Source organism: Photobacterium damselae subsp. damselae, from assembly GCF_038086725.1.
GTDB lineage: Bacteria > Pseudomonadota > Gammaproteobacteria > Enterobacterales > Vibrionaceae > Photobacterium > Photobacterium damselae.
This window is the reverse complement of the sequence record NZ_CP146971.1, coordinates 385,356-404,710: the sequence shown is the minus strand read 5'-3', so window position 1 is coordinate 404,710 and position 19,355 is coordinate 385,356. Positions and strand designations below refer to the sequence as shown.

The following is a 19,355-nucleotide window of genomic DNA, read 5'->3' as shown; positions in this document are numbered from 1 at the left end:
ATCTCTAATCGATATCTTTTTGATTTTTCTTCGCAAAGTGTTTGAGTTCCCGATCTCTATATCCTCGATCGCCTATGTATTGCGCGGGCATAGCAGGACTTTTCCAGCGACCCTGAGTTTGAATTTGATGTACTGAAAGACCTGATCGTGCTAAATCTTGGCTGGCACCAACTCGTGGTGATTGACCTGAAAAAATAACATCTACCGGTAAGTCTAACTCTTGGCTTGCACGGCGGAATACGCGATAAATAGAAGAGTGGTCTAGGGGATTATCTCCGATATTGCCATGGCGATCGATTCGTCGAAAAATAAAGCCTGTGTCAATAAGGGATAGGGTAAGCCATTTTTTCACAGCTTCTGTCGCTAACTCACTCAGTTCAACAAGGTGACTATTGATTGTAATAAGACTTTTATTGTCTATAAATTCAATATCATTCACTGTCAGTGCTGCAACTTCACTGCGTTTAAGCATTCCTTCAAAGGTAAGTGCCCAAATAGCCATATCACGGACATCTTTTGGTTTAGTTGCACTTGAAAATAGAGTATGTAGCTGCTGTAAATGATTATCACAAAAACCTTGAGCCTGGGTGTAATCGTCATGTTTATCCATGCGTTGTTGGAACATGGCTAGTTTCACGTCACTGCTAGTGCAAGGGTTTGGTAAAGCGTGGCACTTATGAACTAAACCTATAGTGACAATGTAACGTTTTAAGCTGGAAAGCTTTCTTGTTTGTGCTATTTTTTCAATAAAGCGGCAAGTTACATCTGCAGATGCTGGTAAACAACATTGATTTAACTGATTGCAGAATGAAATAAACATATTCCAATCATTCTTAAACGCCACCAAGGTGCTATCTGCATACATTTTGTGGGTTAATTGTTGCCACAGTTCAATGGTGTCTACAATCGACTTAAATTGTTCAATACTGTGTTGTTTTATATGGTCATCTTCGATGATAGGAATCTTCTTTGCCATAACCCTAATGCACTATAACTTTATTTATTGCTATTTAATATAACAGTTAATCACGAAAATAAAAGGGCAAATTTAGATGAAAAGACCAAAAAGCTTATCAATGAAGTATTCAATCAATATCGTATTAATACCAATGTCCCCGCTATAAAAGCCCATTTGGTATATTTGGTAATCAAATTTTTGTGAAACTTAGCCTTAACTTCTTATTTTATAGATTTTTTGTTGTAATTCACTCTAGTTAATTCCTAAAATAGAGTGGTTTAGGATAGGTGACTATAAAGGTTCAAATTAGGATGAAGAAACGATTATTTCATCGAGGTTATCTAATTGAAAATAGCGATGGCGATCCAGATCACTGGAAAGCGGCAATAAACTTAAATGCTATTTCTGGTCGACTATCGGATATCAAAAAAAGTATTGATTGGTGGTGTGATATGAAGACGTTTATGCCGCCAGAGCGATTTAATACAGTCGCAAAACCGCAAGCTCAATATCAAACAGAAGAGTACCGTGGGTTTAAGTTGATCAATGACAGTGGAAAACCAAATGAATGGTACATCACGCTACGAGGCCAGTTATTAAAAGGCTCAACGGCGGCTATCAAGCAATATTTAGATAAGGTTCTGTTACAACTTGCAGCGCAAAAAAAATAAAGCCCTGTCAGAAGGGCTTCATTCGCTGTGATGTTTGTCAGTAATGTCTCTTAATTAATGCTTGTCTTTACTGTGTATTGATACATCAACAAGATAATCATCATTTAGCCAATTGCGTCCGATCAGCAATTTATATTCAAGTTTGCTGCGATTGCGTAGGTTAACTGCAACTGCTTTGTTCTTACCATTGAGTTCAAGATCCATCACTACTGCATAACGACGCTCAACCCCTTGAGCGTTGCGGATCTTACTTACACGAATAATTTTGCCCTTATAAGTAGCAACTTGGCCTTTCTCATTTTTGGTTTTAAATTCAACCTGTTCACCAAGATTATCTCGCATATTTGAGTTATCAGAGCCTAGCACTTTAATATCATATGCATTTATTGATGTAGTAGCAGCACCAGTATCAATACGAGCTTCATAATCCATATCTAGATTATTAACTCGAATCGTTTCAACTTGACCAACAATTTCTTTTCCGTCGCAACTAGATGCCGCATTTGCTCCAAAGGTAACCGCAGATAGTAGAATTAGCGTGCTAAGTAAGCCTTTCTTCACAATGTCTCCTAGATAATCTTTTGCATTTTTTTGTGATTTATCGCATCTAGTATAGTCTTCTTTTCTGAATATTTGTTAAATAACGATAAAAAACATCACTATAAACGGATTTTTTCAAGAAGTTGTTTGTAGCATTGTGATGACTTGTCAAAAAGAACAGTATCAAAGCCAAGTTGTTTTGCCGCTAATATATTATCCAGATTGTCATCAATAAAGAGGCTCTCTTCGGCCTTTAAAGCGTATCTATCAAGAAGTAGTTGAAAGATTTTTGGCTCGGGTTTTATCATTAATTCTTTGCCTGAGACAATGCCTCCATCAAATTGAGAAATGATAGGGTGTTGTTCATTCAATGATTCAAAAAAGGACTCTGACATATTGGTTAAATAAAATGTTTTGAATGATGATAGAGACAATTCAACGATATCAAGGGTCGCATTAATGAGTGTTAAACTTTGAATCACATGATGGATAAAATCTTCAATTTGGTTTTCAGGTAACCCTGTTCGGGCAGAAAATTTAGGGATCACTTCTGCGATTAACATGGTGCCTCTGTCGAGTGATATCCAATCAGGATGTTGGAGCACTTGTTGCAAGAGTAAATTTTGTTCTTCATCAGACGGAGTAAATGTTTTTACTATCTGGTTTGGATTCCACTCAAATAGAACTGCACCAAAATCAAAAATGACATTTTTTAACATAAGTGATTTCCGTTTTATGGCCTTTTACTGATAGTATGCATAAAATAAAGATTAGGTTAATACAGATAATCTTTCTGTGACCTTTTTATACAATACGATGAAATTTAAGAGATTGTTACAACATGACTTTAGTCTATTCCACAGAATGTGGACGAATCAAAGAAGAGAAAACACAACCAGAACGTCCAAAGGGTGATGGTATTGTTCGCATCCAACGACAGACCAAAGGTCGTAAAGGTAAAGGCGTTTGTGTCGTAACAGGTCTGGATGTTGAAGATACGCAACTAAAACTTATTGCTGCTGAACTTAAAAAAGTGTGTGGTTGTGGTGGTTCTGTTAAAGATGGCGCAATCGAAATTCAGGGCGATAAGCGTGATGTGATCAAAACTGCTCTTGAGAAGAAAGGCTATACAGTTAAACTGGCTGGCGGTTAATGCGATATTTTTCTCTAGCATAGTATTTGAAAGAAAAGGGAACGCGAATGTTCCCTTTTCTATTTAGAAATTACTTCGCACCAAACTGAGGAGTAATATCTTTGTAAGTATATGAATTTTCCATCTTAACAACAGTTGGCTCTTTAATTTGCTTGAGAGCTTGTGGAATATTCACTTTCATTTCCATTGGTGTTAGGTAGCTCTTAAAGTAATAATCTTTATTGGCAGTGTCTACAACAGATGTCCATACCGTATAGTCAGTTAGCGCTTCATGTTCTGGTGAACGAATAGCACCTTTAGGAATATCAAACGCATTCAATAAATGAAAAGCGGTAAACACTGCATCATCGACAGTCTTACTTGGTAAGCTTGCGTTTACAAAAGTTGCTGCACGCACAAAGCGGCTAGGTGATGTATAATCACCAGGTAGGCCTAACAAACCTGAACCTTCACCTGTTGGCGTGATTTTAACACCGTTAATTTCTACAGCTTCTTTGTTATATGGTGTTAAGCCAATGTAGTTACGAAGATTTGCAATATGCCAATCGTAAGTTGGGTTGTTTGTTACTACACCAATCTTATTTTCGTGAACCTGTAATCCAGCTTCTGTGTATTCAATAACAATTGAACGACCAGAAGGATCCGTTACAGCGTAATGGAATGGTGCAAAGGTTTTAATCTCATCAATATAAGAACCAACAACAACAATATTTTTAAGCCCTTCGATCACTTCATCAACAGTGGCAAAATTACCTAGAATATAATTACCCAGTTCTTCGCTGGAAACGGCTTTTGATTTGTTTTCGTCTGTAAGTTCAGCAAATTTGGCTAATCCTGAAAAGTAGAACGCACCAAAGTAGAGTCCTTTTTCATTGACACCATCAACAACCATTTTTTTGTCTAATGCATTAGCTCCGCCGAAACCATATTTTGCTGTATAAACAAGACCTGTATTCTTAGGATCATTAACTAATGACGTAATCTCTGTACCAGCAGGTACAATTGCGATGTTTGATTTAACATCAAAGCCAAATTCCATAGTACGAGCGGCAACAGCTTTGCCATCTTCACTTTTAACTAATATACCAGTACAAGCTTGAGTCAATACAGGTGCAAGTGTTAAGCCTAGCGCAACAGCTAAAATGGTTTTTTTAGACATTATTAATCCTTACAATAAAATGAATGAACATTGTAAAATTAAGTCTAGTACACATCTAATTTTAATATCTAATATAAAACTTTTAGTTATTTCATAGGCTTATGGAGTACGACAATCTTCGATAATTTGAGCTAAATGTTGGCCATAAATATCGTGAGAATTATTCCACCCAGCAGGATTCTCTAAATTAGGCATTGTCATATTTGCAGCATTAGTTAGTACAAGTGTGCAATAACCGTATGATAAATCGGCTATTTCATGACATGATGCACAAGTTCCAGTGCCAAGCTCTGTATGTGCCGGTGGGTTTTGCCATTGCTCTTGCTGTGAAACGGGGGTATAGCGAACAGCTGGTTCTAAAGTGTATTGATCTGATATATCTAAATTAGTACCAGGATGGATTAAGAAAACATTACTTCCACGATGACATTCAGTACAGTTTTCAGCAAGAATGTCCCCGTTGTGAATATCTTCAATAGCGAATGTTAAATCGTCTCCACCTGTGATCCGTAATCCATTTTCTTTACTCAAATTATCCCAAAAACATGCTTTTCCTGTTGTTGAACTTTGGCAAATAATGCCTAATAAAGATACAACACCAGACTCTTTCCGAGGTAAAGCGATACAGGTGCCTGCCACATTTGGATCAGAATAGGCCCAGATTTCTGTTAACTCATTTCTTAAAAAATCAACTTCAGCATCTCCCATGTAATTCCAATCACCTGAACCCCAATCAGGAGGAATAGGAACATTATTTTCTCTACAAGTTTGAATATAATCGTCTTCAGTATCAGGAATATATAAAGGTAAATGCTCTAAGATAGAGCGGGCAAAGAGGAAATCAGTTAAAACAGGAAAGTCATCAATTCGAGAGATAGGAAAGAGTAGGTGAGTATGATGCTGAAAAAGTCTAACAGAGGGCTGGTATCTTAGCTGAGTTTTTTGATCGGTTTCATCAAGCATTGCATTTAGCAACGCATTTTGGAACAAGACTGTTTCAGTTTCGGTTTTGAAGTCATAATTTGAAAAATCCTCGAGGTATTGTTGATATTTATTAACGGAGTCTTGTGGAATATGTTGCTTTAGCTCATCAATAAACTGACGCTGCATAGGAAGAATATCATCGGCCTTGATGGAGACTTCATCGCCGCCAGCAGTGTACATTTTGCCATAATATCCATTTGATAAATCGGATATTTTGATAGCAAGATCTTGAGGGGAATCATCGGATAGTGGATTTTGAGTTGTGTTATCTGAACTAGAATCCCCACCACATGCAACCATTGTGGCTAGAAAAGTAAAAAGAAGCGTTTTTTTCATGAGATGCTCACTAAACAAGAAATAACAAAGCTAATGCACAAATCATGCTCTAATAATAAAACAAAGTTTTTGAGCTATTATCAAAATTTCCATTTTAGCAACATTAGTAACGATATATGGATATTTTAGGAATCACTTCTATTTTATAGACTTACATCATTCCACTCTAACCATCGACAGAAAAAATCTGCTGTTTGTTACTTTATGGTAGTGAGCTTGTAAAATTTTCTGAGACGATAAAAACAAAACATAGTTCATAACAAATGTCTTTATATCGCCTTAAAAATCTATCTAAAAGGGTATTAAGAACGGTTTTCCCTTTATTTTTTATAACCTTATCTTCGTCCGTTTTAGCACATACATCATCTAATGGTTACTATTTGCCATCGGGTAATTATATCTACCGTTCACATATAAAATCATCAGTTAAGCATCATCGCTTATCATCAAAAACGCGCTCTAAAATACTTCATTCCTACCATCGTTGGGAGCATACACCATATAGATATGGCGGAACGACTCATCGAGGTATCGACTGTTCTGCATTTGTCGGAAAGGTATTTCGTGAGGTATTTAAAATCCACTTACCAAGAACATCCATGCAGCAAGTAAAATTGGGATTTAAAGTAAAGCGAGAAAATGCTCATTTTGGTGATTTGGTTTTCTTTAAAACAGGAGATTGGCATCATCATGTAGGTATTTACCTTGATCATGGTCGGTTCATCAACGCAACGAGCTCTCGTGGTGTAGCTATTTCAAATTTAAACCACAAATATTGGCGACATCGTTTTTGGCAAATAAGACGTTTAGTTGCGTAAACTCCAGCAGCAATTGAGACTCCAAACGCAGTATCTGTTACAGTCAGATGCTGCGTTTTTTTATTGTGTAATTTACAAATAAATTGAAGAACTAAGCAAACTGAACATTTGCTGCAGAGCTTAAATTTAAGTGTAAATTACCTATTTTATGGTAAATTGCCAATACTGTTAAATAGTCCTTATTTTCAAATGCTCCAAACTAAAGAGTAGAGTAGCTAAGGTGTTGTCTATGAAGATATGGCTTGGATTATATTAACTTGGAGATCTTATTTAACATAACCTATATAATGCGCACTAAGGTTGATAACCCAAAGTTAAAATGTCTCTTTTCTGCAAAGCTAAAATGTCCTGTTTTTCTATAGTGATCGGTATCTGCTGATCAATGTGAGTTAAACAAAATATGTTGGTGACCATGAATGACAAAGAGATATTTCGCTTAGGTACAATTCGTGATGTTTGCGAAAAACGGATCAGACGCAAAGATGCTGCTCAGCTTCTTAATGTCAGTGTTCGTCAGGTTCAACGATATCGAGATCTTCGGCCTTTGAATTCTTTATAGAGTTCAATGAAAAAGTTCATTAATCCCACAGATGGTTCCGCATTACTATACTCTTGAGCTGCATATGTAAAGTTTGATTGAAATTTTTCAATAGCTTCTTGAGGAGTTTGTGCAAGAATATAATCATCTTCAATTTCAAATCCTTGCTTTAGCAGTTGCGCTTTCTCATCGAGAAATGAGTTGCTGCCCATATCAAGGTAGGTGAATTTTTTACGTTTAGAATCTGGTATACAGAAGAATTGATACTTAGGCATAATATATCCTTAATAAATGCTTTATTGTGTATAATACAGTTTGCATAAAGTATAAAACATCATCTGTTTCACATATCGTGTCTTTTCTATCCTACGAATGTAGACCTATTTTTGAGTATTTCTTCTTTACATAAAAATGTCCTATTCCCCCTCTACCTAACGAAATCAATTCACTAACCATAAATGGTAAAGAGATATAACATTTTATGATTTTTTCGTCTTTTCATCGTATCTATTCGAATAGTACTCACAACTAAACAGTATTGAGTTTGTTAGCTATTCAATTCTTTTTTATTATAACTTATTGAATATTAATTGATTTGTATCTTGTTCGGGATCCGCTTCTTCACTCTTCTAAGAGTGTGTATTTGTAGATCAAACAATAATTATGAAACAGAGTCTTTATTTGCTCTTAATCGAGATCGTTATCACATAACAGTAAAGATAAAGTTAAGTTTCTCACATAATATATTTTTGGAGTTTTACTTCACTTACAGTTTGAAATATAAACTTAGGTAATCTTTCATTGTATGGTTAATTTATGTGAGGCGTTATGGAATGGTCTGCTGTTAACTGGTTTGTCATTGCTTTGTACTTTGCTGGTATGCTTGGTATAGGCGTATATTTTTCTAAGCGTAACAAATCAACGGATGACTACTTTAAAGCTGGCGGTCGTGTTCCTACATGGGTAACAGCTTGTAGTGTGTACGCAACTGCACTATCTTCAATCTCATTTATTGCGATTCCAGCATCAATTTATGCAAATGGCGCAATCATGGGACTTGCTCCTCTTGGCATCATGATTATGGTGGTATGGGCAGCTCTAGTTTTTGTTCCATTTTTTAGAAAAGTAAATGTAACAACAGCTTATGAATACTTAGGTAAACGTTTTGATCCCAAGCTATGTTATGTAGCAAGTATTTCATTTATCGTTTTCCATATTATTCGTATTGCTGTTGTTCTGTACCTACCAACTCTTGCACTACAGCAAGCACTACCAGGTGTCGACCCAGTTATTTTGGTGGGTTCAGTTGCACTTATGTGTGTAATTTATACTTCAATTGGTGGTATTGAAGCTGTTGTATGGTCCGATGCGATTCAAACTATTATCTTATTGGCGGGTGCCGTAGTGATTGCCGTTATTGGTTATAGTGCATCACCTGATGGTCTATTCGCAGCATTTGATCGCCTAGTTGCAGATCAAAAAACGCTTCCTGAGTCTGCATTTAATATCAGCTTCGCCGGTACAACTCTTATTGGTATTATTCTTGGTGGTGTGATCAACTCAATCTATAGCTATGTTGGTTCCCAAGATATCGTTCAACGTTATAATATTACTAAGACAACTAAAGAAGCGCAAAACAGCTTATTTATGAACGTACCATTGCTATTTACTAGTATGGCTATCTTCATTGGTATGGGTACTGCACTTTATATCTTCTTTGCTTTCACAGCTCCACTTCCTAGCGAGATTAATGGTAACGCAATTCTGCCTTATTTCGTTATTAAGTATGTTCCGGCTGGTTTATCAGGTCTTATCATTGCTGCAATCTTTGCTGCTGCGCAATCAACGGTTTCTTCAAGCTTGAATGCGATTTCAACCTGTGTCACTTCAGACCTTGTAAGTAAAGCGCGTCCAGATATGGATGACTCTAGTAAACTGAAAGTTGCAAAAGGTGCAAGCTGGATTATTGGTCTAATCAGTACCGCACTTGCTCTTCACTTCTTGAAAGCAGGTCAAGGCGATATGTTCCTTTACTTCCAAGCTATCACTGGCCTACTTGGTGGTCCAATTGCTGGTCTGTTCTTAGCCGGTATCTTTATTAAGCGTATCAATGCAAAATCAGCATGGTTTGGTTTCGGTATCTCAATCATTGTCGCAACCTATATTGGTGACCCAGCAGGATTACTAAGTGGTTATATCCCAGGCTATGTTAAACCACAAATCTTTGAGTTTATGATTTCACTAGTGGTTATCCTAGCATGTGTGGTTCCAGCTTATATTTCATCTTTCTTCTTTGTTACTTCAAATGAAGAATCAGCACGAGCTGAAGGGCTAACTTATGCAACAGCAACTGGCAGTAACTAAGATTTATGAGACAGAGGCTCTTGTTATCGGTAGCGGTATCGCCGGATTAGTCTCCTGTTTTAATCTATTACAGCATGGTTGTCAGACAGTATTAACTACAGATAAAAAGCTTGCCGGAGGGGCAAGCTTTTCTTCTATTAAAGGAAGTCTTGGTATACAAGTTACTGATAATGATGCACAAGATATCGAATTATTTAAAAAAGATCTGACTAGGATTGGCGTTGGTATGGATAATCCTGACCTTATCGATACCTATATTCAACAGTCTCCAAGATCAATTGTAGAACTTCAAAATATTGGGTTTAAACCGTGGCTGAGAAGTGATAGACGCCCTGCTTGTTTTGCGGATTATCCAAGGGATATCTATCTGATAAATGATTGGAGACAAGCCAAAGATAATGCAAAAAAAATCTTCAACCACCCTAACCTTCAATTATTAGAGGAACATAGATTATTAACTATTTTGACTGAAAATAATGTTGCCATTGGTGCTCTATTTATTACCGCCACCAACGATTATCTTCTGATTAAATCTAATAATATTGTTTTAGCTTGTGGAGGAATTGGCGGCTTATATCAACACAGTTTATATCCAACAGAAGTGAATGGTTCTGGACACTTAGCGGCTTTAGATGCTGGAGCAAAGCTGGTTAACATGGAGTTTGTTCAATTTATACCCGCCCTAGTGACACCTAAATACAATACTTTATTTGGTGAACATACCGCCAAGTATTGTACGAAATTAGCCGATGAATTTAATCAGGATCTACTTTTACATATACCTAAAGAACAGCAACAATCCCTATGGCAAGAATACAGTGGTTATGCACCATTTAGTTGTGACTTCCCTAGCCATATCATTGATTTAGCAATATTTAAAGCTATCTCTAGCGGAAGTCAATTTGCCAAAATATCTTTTTCAGAAAAGCTATATCATGATACTCAAGAGTTCTATACCTTATATCTTAACTGGCTAGAAAGCTTAGGCATAAATATGTGCCGAGATGAAATTGGTATTGCACATTTTGCGCATAGCTGTAATGGTGGAATACAGATTTCAACAGAAGGCGAAACTGCTGTCAGCGGCCTATATGCTGTAGGTGAGATTTCTTCTGCCATTGAAGGTGCTAATCGATTAGGTGGCAACTCTGTTGGTGGTGCTCTTGTCTTTGCAAAGCGAGCGGCAGATCATATAAATAATAAGAAAGATAAATCATTGATTGGTGATGAGCTGTTATTGAGTAAATTTCATCATTGGTATCATAAAGTTATAAATAGTGATAATAATGATTCTATTCGATCGCCAAGAGAAATCAGTCATCAGATACAAGCTATTCTAGCATCTAGTGCCAACATTGTACGGTCTCATAAACAATTACAACGCGCCTTAGCTCAGATAGATGCTCTGACTAAACAATTTTCAATTACAGAACATCAAACTTACTTAGGTTTCAATGCGTTATCGAATTTGCGTATGGCAAAGGTATTATTATCTTGTATGTTGGAAAGAACAGAAAGCCGAGGTGCTCATTATCGAGAAGACTTTCCGCAACGAGATCCATCGTCCTATCGTATTGAGATTTCGATGAGCCAGAATAATGATATTGAGCTTAATAAGATATTTAGGAGTTAATTTTGACTAAAGAAATTAATAATAGAATTCAAAATTACGATACGTCTATTTATAAATACTGTCTAGAACACAAAGAGAAAAGTGTTTTTGATTTAATGGCTTCTTTTTTCTCAGATAAATCAAATTTAGATAATAAGATACTGTTCAATCAGGCAGAACAAGTTGCGAAAGAGTTTAATCTAAATTTAGATAGTGATGTACTACTCTCTTTTTGTAATCGTTTAAGTATACTTCAAGCCTCAAATGCGATGAGTCAGTATATGGGTAAAATGGACAGTCATAAAAATATGAGTAAACAACATACAGCGAATATTGTCATGTTTGGGGACTCAATTACAGATTGGGGACCTTGGTATGAGCTATTTCCAGAAAAAAGTATTGTTAATCGAGGCATCGCAGGTGACAATACTCAAGGAATGCTATTTCGAATACAAGACATCCTACCGTTACAACCAAAGCAAGTTTTTTTTCTAGCTGGAATTAACGACTTAGCTCAAGGTTTTGCTGTCCATGAGGTGTTTTCACGTTATTGCTCTATGTTAGTTTTTTGCCAAGAACATGGCATTGAGCCGATTGTTCAATCCACTCTATATGTAGGATCTCGTTTAGCACAATTAAATCCTTTAGTTGAGCAGTTAAATCAAGAATTAAAGTCATATTGCGTTGATAAAAGTATTACCTATATCAATCTTAACTGTGTGTTGTGTCCAGAGAAAACATTATTGCCGAAGTATACTCGTGACGAACTGCATTTAACCGCTCTTGCCTATCAAGAATGGGCGGCGATCATTAAGCCTTTATTAAACGAGTAAAATAAAAAGCGAACCACTTCTAAGTAAGTGATTCGTTTTTATTTCAGAATATTATATTACTACTTCTGTTTTGCTAACCATGACTTCATAAATGCAACCTCGTGCTGCTGGGCTTTGACTATATTGGTTGCAAATGTTTTTATCTGCTCATTCTTTAGATAAGGCATAACAACTTCAGCCATTTTGATTGCAGCTTCATGATGTGGGATCATACCTTCAACAAAATCTATATTTGGATTACCAGTTAATTTTACTGTCATCATACCGTGCATAACTTGCATTGATTTTGTCATCATCTCTTGCGAAGCTTTCATATCGACGTCTTTCGGATTGATAGTCTTATGAGAGGCTAGCCATTTCTTCATAAAAACAACTTCTTCTTTCTGACTCTTAATAATGTTTTCAGCAAGTTGTTTTATTTGAGGATCAGTTAACGATGGTAAAATTTTCTCACTCATCACTATCGCGCCCTCATGATGAGGAAGCATTCCTGCAATAAAATCATAAGATGGCACACCTGTTAGTTTCAATGTGTGCATACCATGCATTGCAGCCATTGAATCATTCATCATGTTTTTTGATGCGGTTAAATTATCATGCCCATCATGTGCGTAAACAGCAGTAGATGATAATAAAGCAATAGCAATAAGGGACAAACTGACTTTTTTCATTATAAATATCTCATTGTGTCTGTGTTTAAAGAACAATAAGGTATCCAGTAACTGGAAGGTCAACATAATATTTTAATAATTAAAAAGGTAAGCAAAACGACTCTTTGCTTACCTTTTATAGTAAAAGACTATTTTTTAATACCTTCAACATGAAGTTCTAAATCAACATAACTTGAATCTCCCATCACTGGGATTTTAAACTCTGCTAATTCCAAACGAGTTGCACCGATAAAACCTATACGCTCACCACCCCAAGGATCTTTACCTGCTCCAATAAGTTCAGCAGCTATAATAATGGGCTTTGATTGGCCATGAAGCGTTAAATCTCCAAAAATTTCGAGATTACCATCCCCTTTATCTACGACTTTTGTACTAACAAATTTGGCCTGTGGGTATTTACTCGCATCAATAAAATCATTACTACGGACATGTTTATCACGTTCTGCATGATTTGAATCTAAGCTTTGGGTATTCACGATAACTTCAACATTAGATGCAGAAATATTTGTTGGATCGTAAGAAAATTGCCCACTAAAGTCATTAAATCGACCTTTAATAAAACTATAACCTAAGTGACTAATTTTAAAATTAATTGAAGCATGAGCCCCTTTGGTATCAATGATATAATCAGCCGAATTTGCCGAAAAAGACATCATTGCAGCAATTAACATCCCCGCTGTTTTTTTCATTTTGACTCTCCTATCATTTTTCGTAGCGTATTATCTTTATTGATAAAATGGTGTTTTAACGCAGCAAGTACATGCAGTAACACCATAAAAATCAAAGTCCATGCAATATAAAAATGCACCTTACCTGCAATATCCGACTGTTGGGTAAATAACTCTCCTGATCCAGGAATAGAAAACCAATTAAAAACATCAATGCTGCGGCCATCAGAAGTTGAAATTAAATAACCACTGACAAATAATCCAAACAAAAGAGCATACATAGCAATATGCCCAGCTGTCGCTAAATAAACTTCTATACGGTTTCCATCAATCTTAGGACTAGCCGTTAAATGCTTCCAAATCAATCGGAAAATCGTTAAACCAGCAAATAATATTCCCACCGATTTATGCCAGTGAGGTGCTGTTTGATACCATGTACTGTAATAGTTAAGGTCAACCATCCATAACCCAACACCAAACATGGATATAATAATTAACGCTGAAAACCAGTGTAAACATCGCGCCACATAATTGTATTTAGAGACAGAATTTTTTCTCATCAATTAACCTTAATGTCCATATCATGTTAATTTTTAATATAACTATAGTATTTGACAGAGAATTGAAGAAAGAAATTTCAAACAGGAATAGAATATTTTCACTTACATAATAACAAGAGAAGTAAAATGAAAAAGTTCCTACTTGTTGGCTGCCTGGCTCTATTCCTTACCGCTTGTAATGATGGTTCATCGGAGCAAACTCAATCAACAGCAACACAAAAGACAGCATCCGTTGTAACATCAATGCAATCTTCAGTTGCCATTCCTGATGTTTCTAAAGAACCACTACCTGTATGGATCAAACAAGCAAATAAGGTGACTGCTCCTATTGGAGACACCGTGATTGATGGTAAAAGTTTTACTGCTACAAACTATTGTAAACCTCACGCGTGTGGTAATAACTTTATGATTACCCTATCAAACCAAGATAAAAAAGACGTTTCTTTGGTTGTTTCAGTAAAAGATACAGACGGTGCAATTACAGAGCCGAGCAAGTATGCAACCTACTGGTTTATTGGAAATCCAGATCAATCAATGAAGGAAGCTTTAGTAAAAACACTACAGCAAAATCCTAATTGGAAATAACGTTAAAAAATGCAACGAGCAGGTTTCTATTGACCTGCTCCTTTTCAAATTAGAAATTAACTCACAATCCATGGTTCATGGATATCTAAATTAAATACTGCAACATCTCTATCTAACTCAAAATAGATTCTTTCTTCATACATATCGATTTCATCTTGATTATTGCACGGCCAGAAGAAATGAATACCATAACGAATATCAGCATATCCAACAGGCTGTTCAGCATCGACATGTACATTATCAACAACTAATGATTGATCCGCGAATTGATAACGTTGATCTTCGATATCATGCTTAGAAAAAAGAGGCTCAGCAAATTCTTTTTCATTTTCAATAATGCTAAGAGCGATACTCTCTGTCAGTGAATGAGATACATTTAACTGACATCGAATCATTTTTGTTACTTTCATTATATTTATCCTACAAATACCATATCTAATTAATATTCCTTTTTACGTCAGATTTCAAGCATAATGCGCACCATTAGTTACACTGTCACTGTTGAGTGATAAATATTTAATAGTGACATACTAGTCAATTTCGTGCTCGTTTCCCAAGATCTTATTTAACATAAAAACCAGATTGAGAGATCTAGTCATTATTTATAATGTGTTGTTTTATATGGCATTTAAATCTCAATCTTATATAATATCTCTTATAGCAGATTAAGAATTACGTAAAGATCCAACCTGAATTAATGCAAAACCTTATTCTTCGCAATAATGATCTCTTGGCTCCTAACCGATCATTAATTGAAACAAAACATAACTACGCAAGTTCAATTAGTATTAACCCAGCCCTTGCATATATCTACTCATTAGCAGCAACAGACACATCAGGAGGAAGAGTTAATGCGAAATACACTTTAGAGCGCTTTGCTCGTTTTAACTTAGGCCCTAGTTTTGTAAAAGTGGATTGGCAATTTTTAGTTAAACAGCCTCGCCTTATTCAAAATCTACTGCATTCGTTTTTTATTTATCGAGCAAAACAGAAAGCTGAAGCTAAACAGCTACGCCACTATTCTCTTAAAAATTTACAAGTTACTCCACTGATAAATGCGTTATTAGAACTATCTAACTGTATGTTTTTAAATGGGGAAATATCAGAATGTGAACTTAAAAAGTGGCAAAACCAGTTAAGTAATTATGTAATTGAAGATATTGAAACACCAATTGAGCCCTCTTCATCAGCCGAGAATCGCATTGATTATTCGCTTAGCTTGTCAGTTAGATCACAAATAAGTTTAGAAGCGTTTTCCTGTTTCTATATTGGTAGCTGTATTGAAAGAATGGATTGGTATCAGGTTCTTTATGCCCCTGTTTTACAGAATTTGATGCAGCAGTTTTTGAGTGAACGAAATGATCGGAACCTTATAAAAACAGGCAGTTACTCTCCTGCTACTGCAGATAATCTATTACGAATGCTCCGTGGTGTTGCCCATCATGCATGGTTAAGTGAATCAATTACAGTTGAAACACTAGAGCGCATAAAAGCAATTAAACTGCCTAGAGGTTCTCGCCAATCTAGCGGCCGATATTTAAGTTATAACGAGCTCGATAAAATCTCAGCTATTTGCCTAAATCAAACTAATAAAATCAAAGGGATACGTGATAATGCTATATTCTGGTTGATGTATGAATCAGGATTACGCCGTGCAGAAGTCGTCAATTTATCTCTCGATGACATTGATATTGATCGAGGTACGATCCATGTTGTCGGTAAAGGTAATAAAGAACGCTATGTGCCTTTTTCATTAAAAAGTGACTTATATCAGGCATTATCTAAATGGTTTGATATTCGATTAAAGTTACGTGGTAACATTTTTAATTCGTTGTTTTGTGTAGTCAATAAAGCACCAACAAGTAATAGCTAAATCATTAACGACGCAAAGCTTGAACGATTTATGTAAGCAAATTCAACGAATGGGATTTGAACGAATAGTATCTCCTCACGATTTCCGACATTCTGTTGCAACAAATCTACTTCGAGCTGGTCATGATTTATTACTGGTCAGTAAATTTATGGGTCATAGCAGTGTTACAACAACTCAGCGTTATGACCGCCGTAGTGACGATGATTTAAAAGGTTTGGCATTACGAAGATAAAAGCTAAGGCTGCTTAAAATAGCAGCCTTAGTTTTTTGATAAGAGGAATATTACTGCTATGCTAATGTCACCATCAAATAACCATTTAGAGCAAGAACTAAAGTCACAATAACCACACCCAGAATATTAACTGTTTTAGTGTTCTTGAACTCCCCCATTAAGCGTTCACTATTTGTAAACATAAGTAATGGAATAATAGCTAGAGCGATACCAAAGCTTAGCACTACCTGGCTCATTACAAGAATCTGAGTGGTATCAAGACCTAATCCGATAACAATAAAAGATGGAATCATTGTGACTGAACGGCGAACCCACATTGGAATCTTAAAGTGAACAAAGCCCTGCATAACTACTTGACCAGCCATTGTACCAACAACAGTTGACGATAAACCTGAAGCAATTAATGAGATACCAAATAACAATGAAGCCGCTTTACCAACAAGTGGTGTTAATGTCATATACGCTGTTTCTATTTCAGCAACATGTTGATTACCTGAATAGTGGAACACTGCAGCAGCCATAGCGACAATAGCGATATTCACGAAACCAGCAATAACCATCGCAATTAATACATCTACTTTAGTTGAGCGTAAACGAGTTTCTGTTTTCTCACCATAGCTATTTTTAAATAATGCAGAGTGCAGATAGATTACATGAGGCATAACAGTAGCACCAAGGATACCCGCAGCCAGATAAATTTCATGAGCACTATTAAATGAAGGAACGATAAGACCTTTAGATAACTCACTACCAGAAGGACCAGCATAAAATAGTTCAACAACATAAATAATGGCGACTAGCATTAATAATGAACCAATTACTGCTTCTAAAGGTTTCTGCCCTCTTTTATTGAGCATTAAAATAAGTATTGAAGCAACAGCTGTAATAATGGCACCTTCAATGAGAGAGATCCCAAAAACGAGCTGGAAACCAACAGCTGCTCCGATAAATTCTGCCAAGTCTGTCGCAATAGCAATAATTTCTGCCTGAATCCAATATGGACCTATTGCCCACTTAGGTAAATGATCTCTAAGATGCTCTGCAAGATTTTTTCCTGTAACAATACCTAATTTTGCTGAAAGATACTGAATAAGCATAGCCATTAGGTTAGCCCAAAGCACAACCCATAAAAGCTGATAACCATATGATGAGCCAGATTCAATATTAGTAGCAAAGTTACCTGGGTCAATATAACCAATAGCAGCAATAAAAGCTGGCCCAAGGAGCAATAGTTTCCGTTTAAATTTTGAAATAGTTGTATTATAAACTTCTGCTTTATCTGCAGTTGCAATAGACATAGACATAAATATTCCCCTCAATCATCTAAGGTTTAATTTACGCCACCCCCAAATGAGAATCAATCTCAAATAGATAGTCAAAAATGGAATCTTATATATCGCCTATTAATTTAATCACAACAATAGGTTTTTGTGATTAATCATCTAAGTGAAAGAAAAAGTAATACTTTATTCATAAATAAATTGTAAAAATAATGTGTACCATTATGTCTAATATTCTAAATGTGTGTTATTGCTTATTGGTATAATTAATTTAGATCGGGGTAAAAACAGATCATGAAATATCTCATTGTTTTACTGGATAAAATAAGTATTAGAAATAAGCCTAATCTAAGACCAAAGTATGATACTTATTAATCAATTTACATAATCAATTGATAGAACATATGAAAATATTATGTTAACGTATGGTTGTTAAATAAAAATAGAAAAGAATTAATTATGTAGTCAGTTAGTCACAAAGTTAGGGGTAAATGATATGGATATCAAAAACAAAGTCGATGATACAACGTCTTTTGATAATGATGTGATTCAACTTTATCTAAAAGATATTGCACACAAGCCTCTACTAACCAAAGACGAGGAAATCCTCTATAGTCGTAAAGCGCTTGTAGGTGACGCTAAGTCTAAAAAAGTTATGATCGAAAGCAATCTTCGTCTTGTTGTTAGTATTGCAAAGAAATATCGCGGCAGTGGCATGCAGCTAAGTGATATGATCGATGAAGGTAATATTGGCTTAATTACAGCAGTGGAAAAATTCGACCCTGAAAGAGGCTTTCGTTTTTCTACATACGCTACTTGGTGGATTAAGCAAACTATTGAACGAGCAATACATAATCAGGCTCGTACCATCCGCTTACCGGTTCACGTTTCGAAGGAAATCAATACCATTCTTCGAACTCATAAGCAGCTTATGAAAACAAATAATAGTGAGCCTACACACGAAGAAGTGGCTGACGAATTAGATAAAAGTGTTGAAGATATTTCAGCGCTACTCTCCTATGATGCACCCGTTATGTCTTTTGATCAGACGATCTCATCAGAAGACTCTAACTCTCAAACGATGGCCTCATTTATTTCTGACGATTCAGATAATGGCCCAGATGCCCAAATTGATAAAAATGATATACAAAAGCTCACCCTTACTATGCTAGAGGGATTAAATCCAAGAGATCGTGAAATACTATGTCGTCGTTTTGGTCTTATGGGTTATGAAGCTCAAACCCTTCAACAGGTTGCTGAAGAAGTTGGTTTAACTAGAGAGCGCATTCGTCAGCTTCAAGTAAGCTCTTTGAATAAACTTAAGAATGTTCTACAGCGCGAAAAATATGACCTTGAGTTACTATTTGCCGAAACTGCATAATGCAGACAGTTGATACGATAAGGCTCCAATGCTCAAAGTTGGAGCCTTTTTTGATCCAATTCACTCCTTTTTAATAATTACCTTCTACTCTTTACCAAAAAATCTGCGACCCATCTTATAAATATTGTTTGAATTTAAA

At 35.9% G+C, this 19,355-nt stretch carries 21 protein-coding genes; 10 read left to right on the top strand and 11 right to left on the bottom strand.

Annotation, left to right across the window (positions count from 1 at the left end):
- Positions 1-4 precede the first annotated feature (4 nt).
- The gene (locus WAX86_RS16585; protein ID WP_341489716.1) at positions 5-976 is read right to left on the bottom strand and encodes a tyrosine-type recombinase/integrase; all 972 of its coding nucleotides are present in this window, start codon (positions 974-976) and stop codon (positions 5-7) included.
- A 293-nt stretch (positions 977-1,269) separates the two neighbouring features.
- Between WAX86_RS16585 and WAX86_RS16580 the strand changes: the two genes are divergently transcribed.
- Entirely contained in the window at positions 1,270-1,629 is a 360-nt protein-coding gene (locus WAX86_RS16580) for a DUF3319 domain-containing protein (RefSeq protein WP_341489715.1), read from the top strand.
- Positions 1,630-1,683: 54 nt separating this feature from the next.
- Here the strand turns inward: WAX86_RS16580 and WAX86_RS16575 are convergent, their stop codons facing one another.
- The gene (locus tag WAX86_RS16575; RefSeq protein WP_341489714.1) at positions 1,684-2,190 is read right to left on the bottom strand and encodes a RimK/LysX family protein; all 507 of its coding nucleotides are present in this window, start codon (positions 2,188-2,190) and stop codon (positions 1,684-1,686) included.
- A gap of 98 nt (positions 2,191-2,288) precedes the next feature.
- Positions 2,289-2,888, bottom strand: coding sequence for an HAD family phosphatase (locus WAX86_RS16570; protein ID WP_341489713.1), 600 nt, complete (start codon positions 2,886-2,888; stop codon positions 2,289-2,291).
- A gap of 122 nt (positions 2,889-3,010) precedes the next feature.
- On the opposite strand from WAX86_RS16570, the gene yciH reads away from it, so the two are divergent.
- Entirely contained in the window at positions 3,011-3,322 is a 312-nt protein-coding gene (gene yciH / locus WAX86_RS16565; RefSeq protein ID WP_005304940.1) for a stress response translation initiation inhibitor YciH, read from the top strand.
- Positions 3,323-3,392: 70 nt separating this feature from the next.
- Here yciH and WAX86_RS16560 read toward each other — a convergent pair whose 3' ends face one another.
- A complete protein-coding gene (locus WAX86_RS16560) occupies positions 3,393-4,481 on the bottom strand; it encodes a linear amide C-N hydrolase (protein WP_069530474.1) in 1,089 nt (362 codons plus the stop codon).
- Between the two features lie 99 nt (positions 4,482-4,580).
- Entirely contained in the window at positions 4,581-5,801 is a 1,221-nt protein-coding gene (locus WAX86_RS16555; protein ID WP_341489712.1) for a hypothetical protein, read from the bottom strand.
- A gap of 263 nt (positions 5,802-6,064) precedes the next feature.
- On the opposite strand from WAX86_RS16555, the gene WAX86_RS16550 reads away from it, so the two are divergent.
- Entirely contained in the window at positions 6,065-6,619 is a 555-nt protein-coding gene (locus WAX86_RS16550; RefSeq protein WP_081282934.1) for a C40 family peptidase, read from the top strand.
- A 519-nt stretch (positions 6,620-7,138) separates the two neighbouring features.
- On the opposite strand, the gene WAX86_RS16545 is transcribed toward WAX86_RS16550, so the two are convergent.
- Positions 7,139-7,432 (bottom strand): hypothetical protein, encoded by a 294-nt coding sequence (locus tag WAX86_RS16545; RefSeq protein ID WP_341489711.1) that lies wholly within the window; start codon positions 7,430-7,432, stop codon positions 7,139-7,141.
- Positions 7,433-7,985: 553 nt separating this feature from the next.
- Here WAX86_RS16545 and WAX86_RS16540 point away from each other — a divergent pair.
- The 3 genes from WAX86_RS16540 to WAX86_RS16530 are packed head-to-tail and all read left to right on the top strand — an operon-like array spanning position 7,986 to position 11,966.
- Positions 7,986-9,521: a sodium:solute symporter gene (locus WAX86_RS16540; RefSeq protein WP_065171051.1), complete on the top strand. Its 1,536-nt coding sequence runs from the start codon at positions 7,986-7,988 to the stop codon at positions 9,519-9,521.
- Entirely contained in the window at positions 9,496-11,154 is a 1,659-nt protein-coding gene (locus WAX86_RS16535; RefSeq protein WP_238070786.1) for an FAD-binding protein, read from the top strand. Before WAX86_RS16540 ends, WAX86_RS16535 begins: the two co-directional genes overlap by 26 nt.
- Positions 11,155-11,156: 2 nt before the next feature.
- Positions 11,157-11,966 carry a GDSL-type esterase/lipase family protein gene (locus tag WAX86_RS16530; protein ID WP_238070787.1) on the top strand — a complete coding sequence of 270 codons (810 nt, stop codon included), beginning with the start codon at positions 11,157-11,159 and terminating at the stop codon, positions 11,964-11,966.
- Between the two features lie 59 nt (positions 11,967-12,025).
- Here WAX86_RS16530 and WAX86_RS16525 read toward each other — a convergent pair whose 3' ends face one another.
- From WAX86_RS16525 to WAX86_RS16515, 3 genes are all read right to left on the bottom strand, one after another.
- Positions 12,026-12,637 carry a DUF305 domain-containing protein gene (locus WAX86_RS16525; protein WP_237035844.1) on the bottom strand — a complete coding sequence of 204 codons (612 nt, stop codon included), beginning with the start codon at positions 12,635-12,637 and terminating at the stop codon, positions 12,026-12,028.
- A 128-nt stretch (positions 12,638-12,765) separates the two neighbouring features.
- On the bottom strand, positions 12,766-13,326 hold the full coding sequence (locus tag WAX86_RS16520) for a YceI family protein (RefSeq protein ID WP_238070788.1): 561 nt from the start codon (positions 13,324-13,326) through the stop codon (positions 12,766-12,768).
- A complete protein-coding gene (locus tag WAX86_RS16515) occupies positions 13,323-13,865 on the bottom strand; it encodes a cytochrome b (RefSeq protein ID WP_086368048.1) in 543 nt (180 codons plus the stop codon). Before WAX86_RS16515 ends, WAX86_RS16520 begins: the two co-directional genes overlap by 4 nt.
- Before the next feature lie 126 nt (positions 13,866-13,991).
- Here WAX86_RS16515 and WAX86_RS16510 point away from each other — a divergent pair, with 126 nt between their 5' ends.
- Positions 13,992-14,450 (top strand): Ivy family c-type lysozyme inhibitor, encoded by a 459-nt coding sequence (locus WAX86_RS16510; RefSeq protein ID WP_238070789.1) that lies wholly within the window; start codon positions 13,992-13,994, stop codon positions 14,448-14,450.
- A gap of 56 nt (positions 14,451-14,506) precedes the next feature.
- Here the strand turns inward: WAX86_RS16510 and WAX86_RS16505 are convergent, their stop codons facing one another.
- Positions 14,507-14,845: a hypothetical protein gene (locus WAX86_RS16505; RefSeq protein WP_138222091.1), complete on the bottom strand. Its 339-nt coding sequence runs from the start codon at positions 14,843-14,845 to the stop codon at positions 14,507-14,509.
- Between the two features lie 302 nt (positions 14,846-15,147).
- Between WAX86_RS16505 and xerC the strand changes: the two genes are divergently transcribed.
- On the top strand, positions 15,148-16,323 hold the full coding sequence (xerC, locus tag WAX86_RS16500) for a tyrosine-type recombinase/integrase (RefSeq protein ID WP_341489710.1): 1,176 nt from the start codon (positions 15,148-15,150) through the stop codon (positions 16,321-16,323).
- A gap of 19 nt (positions 16,324-16,342) precedes the next feature.
- On the top strand, positions 16,343-16,555 hold the full coding sequence (locus tag WAX86_RS16495; protein WP_165761793.1) for a tyrosine-type recombinase/integrase: 213 nt from the start codon (positions 16,343-16,345) through the stop codon (positions 16,553-16,555).
- A gap of 56 nt (positions 16,556-16,611) precedes the next feature.
- Here the strand turns inward: WAX86_RS16495 and WAX86_RS16490 are convergent, their stop codons facing one another.
- Positions 16,612-17,859 carry an Nramp family divalent metal transporter gene (locus tag WAX86_RS16490; RefSeq protein WP_376788120.1) on the bottom strand — a complete coding sequence of 416 codons (1,248 nt, stop codon included), beginning with the start codon at positions 17,857-17,859 and terminating at the stop codon, positions 16,612-16,614.
- 472 nt (positions 17,860-18,331) lie between these two features.
- On the opposite strand from WAX86_RS16490, the gene rpoS reads away from it, so the two are divergent.
- Positions 18,332-19,216 (top strand): RNA polymerase sigma factor RpoS, encoded by an 885-nt coding sequence (gene rpoS, locus WAX86_RS16485; RefSeq protein WP_065171059.1) that lies wholly within the window; start codon positions 18,332-18,334, stop codon positions 19,214-19,216.
- Positions 19,217-19,355 lie beyond the last annotated feature (139 nt).